The organism is Pontimicrobium sp. MEBiC01747 (genome assembly GCF_053601635.1).
In genome coordinates, this window is the sequence record NZ_JBSHNS010000085.1 from 1 (window position 1) to 4,489 (window position 4,489).

A 4,489-nucleotide genomic window follows, 5' to 3' on the forward strand; every position below is an offset into this window, starting at 1 on the left:
GGTGTAGGGCGTTTTCTAGAGCCAATAATATTATACATAAGAGATGATATTGCCATTCCTAATATTGGAAAAAAGAAATACAAAAGATATATGCCATATCTATTAACTGTGTTTTTCTTTATTTGGATCATTAACCTATTAGGGTTAACACCACTAGGAGTAAATGTTACCAATAATATTGCTGTTACGTTAGCTTTAGCTTTAATAACGTATTTATTAACAACATTTACTGCTAATAAAAATTACTGGGGACATATTTTCTGGATGCCAGGAGTTCCTGTGCCAATGAAAATTATTTTGGCACCAATAGAATTATTAGGAACAATAATAAAACCTTTTTCATTACTTATTCGTTTGTATGCAAACATTACTGCAGGACATATTGTATTAATGAGTATAATAGGTTTAATGTTCATATTTAAAAACTGGTTAGGTAGTTCTTTATCATTTGGTTTAGCATTTGCTTTAGCATTATTAGAATTATTAGTAGCCGCTTTACAAGCATATATCTTTACAATGTTATCTGCTTTATATTTTGGATCTGCTGTTGAAGAACACCATGACCACTAAAAAAAGAATGTTTAATTTTTAATATATATATTATGACAGGTTTAAATTTCGTAGGAGCTGGTTTAATCGTTATCGGTGCTGGATTAGGTATTGGTAGAATCGGTGGACAAGCAATGGATGCTATTGCACGCCAACCAGAAGCTTCAGGAAAAATCCAAACAGCTATGCTTATTGCTGCTGCCCTTATTGAAGGTATTGGATTTGCTGCTTTATTTGCAGCTTAAGAAAAACAAACTAACAGCTACAACGGTTGGTTGTAGCTGTAGTTTTAATGAATTTAGATATTAAAAAAAATAGATATAAATGGATAAGTTAATTAATGAGTTTTCAATTGGATTATTCTTTTGGCAATTAGTATTATTTGTAGGATTAGTTCTTTTGTTAAGGAAGTTTGCATGGAAACCTATTCTTGAAGCTGTAGAAAAGAGAGAAGAAGGAATTCAAAGTGCATTAGATGCAGCAGAAAATGCAAAGTTAGAAATGCAAAATCTTCAAGCAGATAACGATAAGTTATTAAAAGAAGCACGTGCAGAGCGTGAGACTATGCTTAAAGAAGCGCGTGAGCTTAAAAATAAAATGATTGAAGATGCTAAGTCTGAGGCACAGACACAAGCAAACACAATGATTGCACAAGCACAGGCAGCTATAGAAAGTGAAAAGAAATCTGCTATGGCAGAACTTAAAAATCACGTAGCTGGATTATCTGTAGATATCGCAGAAAAAGTAGTACGTCAAGAATTATCTAACAAAGACAAGCAATTAGCATTAGTAGAGTCTTTATTAGGAGAAGCAAAACTTAACTAAACAATATGGCAGGGTCAAGAGCAGCAATACGTTACGCAAAAGCAGTGTTAAGCTTAGCATCAGATCAAAAAACAACTGAAGTTGTAAATAACGATATGAAGCTAATAGCAAGCACTATTGCAGAAAGTAAAGACTTACGCGACATGCTTAATAGTCCTGTAGTAAGTCCTTCAATAAAAAAAGCATCATTGTTAGAAATCTTTAAAGGTTCTAATGCATTAACATTTAATGCAATTGATACATTAATAACTAACAAGCGAATAGCTTTATTAGAAAATGTATCTCTAGAGTATACAAGACTGTATGATGAGCAAAGGGGAACAGAAGTAGCTACAGTAACTACTGCTTTACCATTAACAGACGACTTAAAAGTAAAAGTTTTAGCGAAAGTTAAAGAATTAACTGGAAAAGAAGTTGAGGTAGAAAATATTATAGATGAAGACATCTTAGGAGGTTTCATCTTACGTGTAGGAGATATACAATACAACGCAAGTATTGCAAATCAACTAAACAAATTAAAAAGAGAATTTACATTAAACTAAGATATATTTATATCTAAATAAATAATAAGATGGCAGAAGTAAAACCAGCTGAAGTATCAGCAATCTTAAAACAACAACTTTCAGGCTTTGAAGCAAGTGCTTCATTAGACGAAGTTGGAACAGTATTAACTGTAGGTGATGGTATTGTACGTGCTTACGGATTAGCTAACGCACAATACGGAGAATTAGTAGAATTCGATGGTGGTGCAGAAGGTATTGTACTTAACTTAGAAGAAGATAACGTAGGTATCGTATTATTAGGAGGATCAACTGGAGTAAAAGAAGGTTCTACAGTAAAACGTACCTCTCGTATCGCATCTGTTAAAGTAGGAGAAGGTATTGTTGGACGTGTTGTAGATACTTTAGGAAATCCTATCGATGGAAAAGGACCTATTACTGGAGAAACTTACGAGATGCCTTTAGAACGTAAAGCACCAGGAGTTATTTATAGAGAGCCAGTAACAGAGCCATTACAAACAGGAATTAAAGCAATTGATGCTATGATTCCAGTAGGTAGAGGGCAACGTGAGCTTGTAATTGGTGACCGTCAAACTGGTAAAACAACAGTTTGTATAGATGCGATCTTAAATCAAAAAGAATTTTACGATGCTGGTAACCCAGTATATTGTATATATGTAGCTGTTGGACAAAAAGCATCAACAGTAGCAAACATTGCTAAAACTTTAGAAGAAAAAGGAGCTTTAGCTTATACAACAATAGTAGCTGCAAATGCATCAGATCCTGCTGCAATGCAAGTATATGCACCAATGACAGGAGCATCTATTGGAGAATATTTTAGAGATACAGGTAGACCAGCTTTAATTGTATTTGATGATTTATCAAAGCAAGCCGTAGCTTACCGTGAGGTATCTTTATTATTAAGACGTCCACCAGGGCGTGAAGCATATCCTGGGGATGTATTTTACTTACACTCAAGATTATTAGAACGTTCTGCAAAAGTAATTAACGATGATAACATTGCTAAGGAAATGAATGACCTTCCAGAGTCATTAAAACCATTAGTAAAAGGAGGTGGTTCTTTAACTGCATTACCGATTATCGAAACACAAGCAGGTGACGTATCGGCATATATCCCAACAAACGTAATTTCTATTACAGATGGGCAAATCTTCTTAGATGGAGATTTATTTAACTCTGGTGTACGTCCAGCAATTAACGTGGGTATTTCTGTATCACGTGTTGGAGGTTCTGCACAGATTAAATCAATGAAAAAAGTATCAGGTACATTAAAATTAGATCAAGCACAGTTCCGTGAATTAGAAGCGTTTGCTAAGTTTGGTTCAGATTTAGATGCCGTTACATTAAACGTAATTGAAAAAGGTAAGCGTAACGTAGAGATCTTAAAACAAGGTCAAAACGATCCTTATACAGTAGAAGACCAAGTAGCAATTATCTACGCAGGTTCTAAAAACTTATTAAAAGACGTTCCTGTAAATAAAGTAAAAGAATTCGAAAGAGATTTCTTAGAGTTTTTAAATGCTAAACATAGAGATGTATTAGACACTCTAAAAGCAGGAAAATTAACTGATGAGGTTACAGACACACTATTATCTGTATGTAAAGACCTTTCAGCTAAATATAAAGGATAATTAGATTTCAGTATTGAGTAGTGAGATACTATAATTCTCACTACTGAATACTCAATACTTAATTCTAAAAAAATGGCAAACTTAAAAGAAATACGTAACAGAATATCATCTGTATCTTCTACAATGCAAATTACCAGTGCTATGAAAATGGTATCTGCTGCAAAGTTAAAGAAGGCACAAGATGCTATTACTGCTATGCGTCCTTATGCAGATAAGTTAACAGAGCTTTTACAAAATTTAAGCGCAACACTTGATGCAGATTCTGGAAGTAAATTTGCGGAGCAACGTGAAGTAAAAAATGTACTTATAGTTGCTATTACTTCTAATAGAGGATTATGTGGTGCATTTAATTCTAACATTATTAAGCAAACAACTAACTTAATTAACAATGTGCATGCAGACAAAAATGTTTCTGTTATTGCTGTTGGAAAAAAAGCAAATGATGCTTTTGAAAAATTAGGATGTGTTATTGCTAATAAAAGTGAAATTTTTGACGATTTAACATTCGATAATGTTGCTGAAATAGCAGAGATGTTAATGGAGAAATTTGTTGAAGGTGAATTCGATAAAATCGAGATTGTTTACAATAAATTTAAAAATGCTGCAACGCAAATAGTAATGACTGAGCAATTTTTACCGATTGTACCAGTAGAAGGAGAAGGAAATGCTAATCTAGATTATATCTTTGAGCCATCTAAAGAAGAAATCGTAGAAGAGCTAATACCTAAATCTTTAAAAACACAGTTGTACAAAGGCATAAGAGATTCTTTTGCTAGTGAACATGGTGCGCGTATGACGGCTATGCACAAAGCAACCGATAATGCAACTGAGTTAAGAGATCAATTAAAATTAACATATAACAAAGCACGTCAAGCAGCGATTACTAACGAAATCCTTGAGATTGTTGGTGGAGCAGAAGCTTTAAATAACTAAAACAGAGTTGTTATATAATATATACAAAGC

6 protein-coding genes are annotated in these 4,489 nt (G+C 33.4%); all 6 read left to right on the forward strand.

The genetic code is table 11. The features are described 5' to 3' along the window. Positions 1 to 570: F0F1 ATP synthase subunit A (gene atpB / locus ACVC2P_RS01495; RefSeq protein ID WP_452596715.1), on the forward strand; the 570-nt coding region annotated here is incomplete at its 5' end. Positions 571 to 602: 32 nt separating this feature from the next. Continuing rightward, positions 603 to 794 carry an ATP synthase F0 subunit C gene (atpE, locus tag ACVC2P_RS01500; RefSeq protein ID WP_298499142.1) on the forward strand — a complete coding sequence of 64 codons (192 nt, stop codon included), beginning with the start codon at positions 603 to 605 and terminating at the stop codon, positions 792 to 794. Between the two features lie 79 nt (positions 795 to 873). After that, entirely contained in the window at positions 874 to 1,374 is a 501-nt protein-coding gene (locus ACVC2P_RS01505; RefSeq protein WP_452596716.1) for a F0F1 ATP synthase subunit B, read from the forward strand. A 5-nt stretch (positions 1,375 to 1,379) separates the two neighbouring features. After that, positions 1,380 to 1,916: an ATP synthase F1 subunit delta gene (gene atpH, locus ACVC2P_RS01510; protein ID WP_452596717.1), complete on the forward strand. Its 537-nt coding sequence runs from the start codon at positions 1,380 to 1,382 to the stop codon at positions 1,914 to 1,916. A gap of 29 nt (positions 1,917 to 1,945) precedes the next feature. Continuing rightward, positions 1,946 to 3,526 carry a F0F1 ATP synthase subunit alpha gene (gene atpA, locus ACVC2P_RS01515; RefSeq protein ID WP_452596718.1) on the forward strand — a complete coding sequence of 527 codons (1,581 nt, stop codon included), beginning with the start codon at positions 1,946 to 1,948 and terminating at the stop codon, positions 3,524 to 3,526. A gap of 72 nt (positions 3,527 to 3,598) precedes the next feature. Further along, a complete protein-coding gene (atpG, locus tag ACVC2P_RS01520; RefSeq protein ID WP_452596719.1) occupies positions 3,599 to 4,459 on the forward strand; it encodes an ATP synthase F1 subunit gamma in 861 nt (286 codons plus the stop codon). The last annotated feature ends 30 nt before the right edge of the window (positions 4,460 to 4,489 follow it).

Bases quoted from the DNA above. Each gene is read 5' to 3' on its own strand.
- atpA (WP_452596718.1), top strand. From the start codon at position 1,946: ATGGCAGAAGTAAAACCAGCTGAAGTATCAGCAATCTTAAAACAACAA.
- ACVC2P_RS01505 (WP_452596716.1), top strand. From the start codon at position 874: ATGGATAAGTTAATTAATGAGTTTTCAATTGGATTATTCTTTTGGCAA.
- atpH (WP_452596717.1), top strand. From the start codon at position 1,380: ATGGCAGGGTCAAGAGCAGCAATACGTTACGCAAAAGCAGTGTTAAGC.
- atpG (WP_452596719.1), top strand. From the start codon at position 3,599: ATGGCAAACTTAAAAGAAATACGTAACAGAATATCATCTGTATCTTCT.
- atpE (WP_298499142.1), top strand. From the start codon at position 603: ATGACAGGTTTAAATTTCGTAGGAGCTGGTTTAATCGTTATCGGTGCT.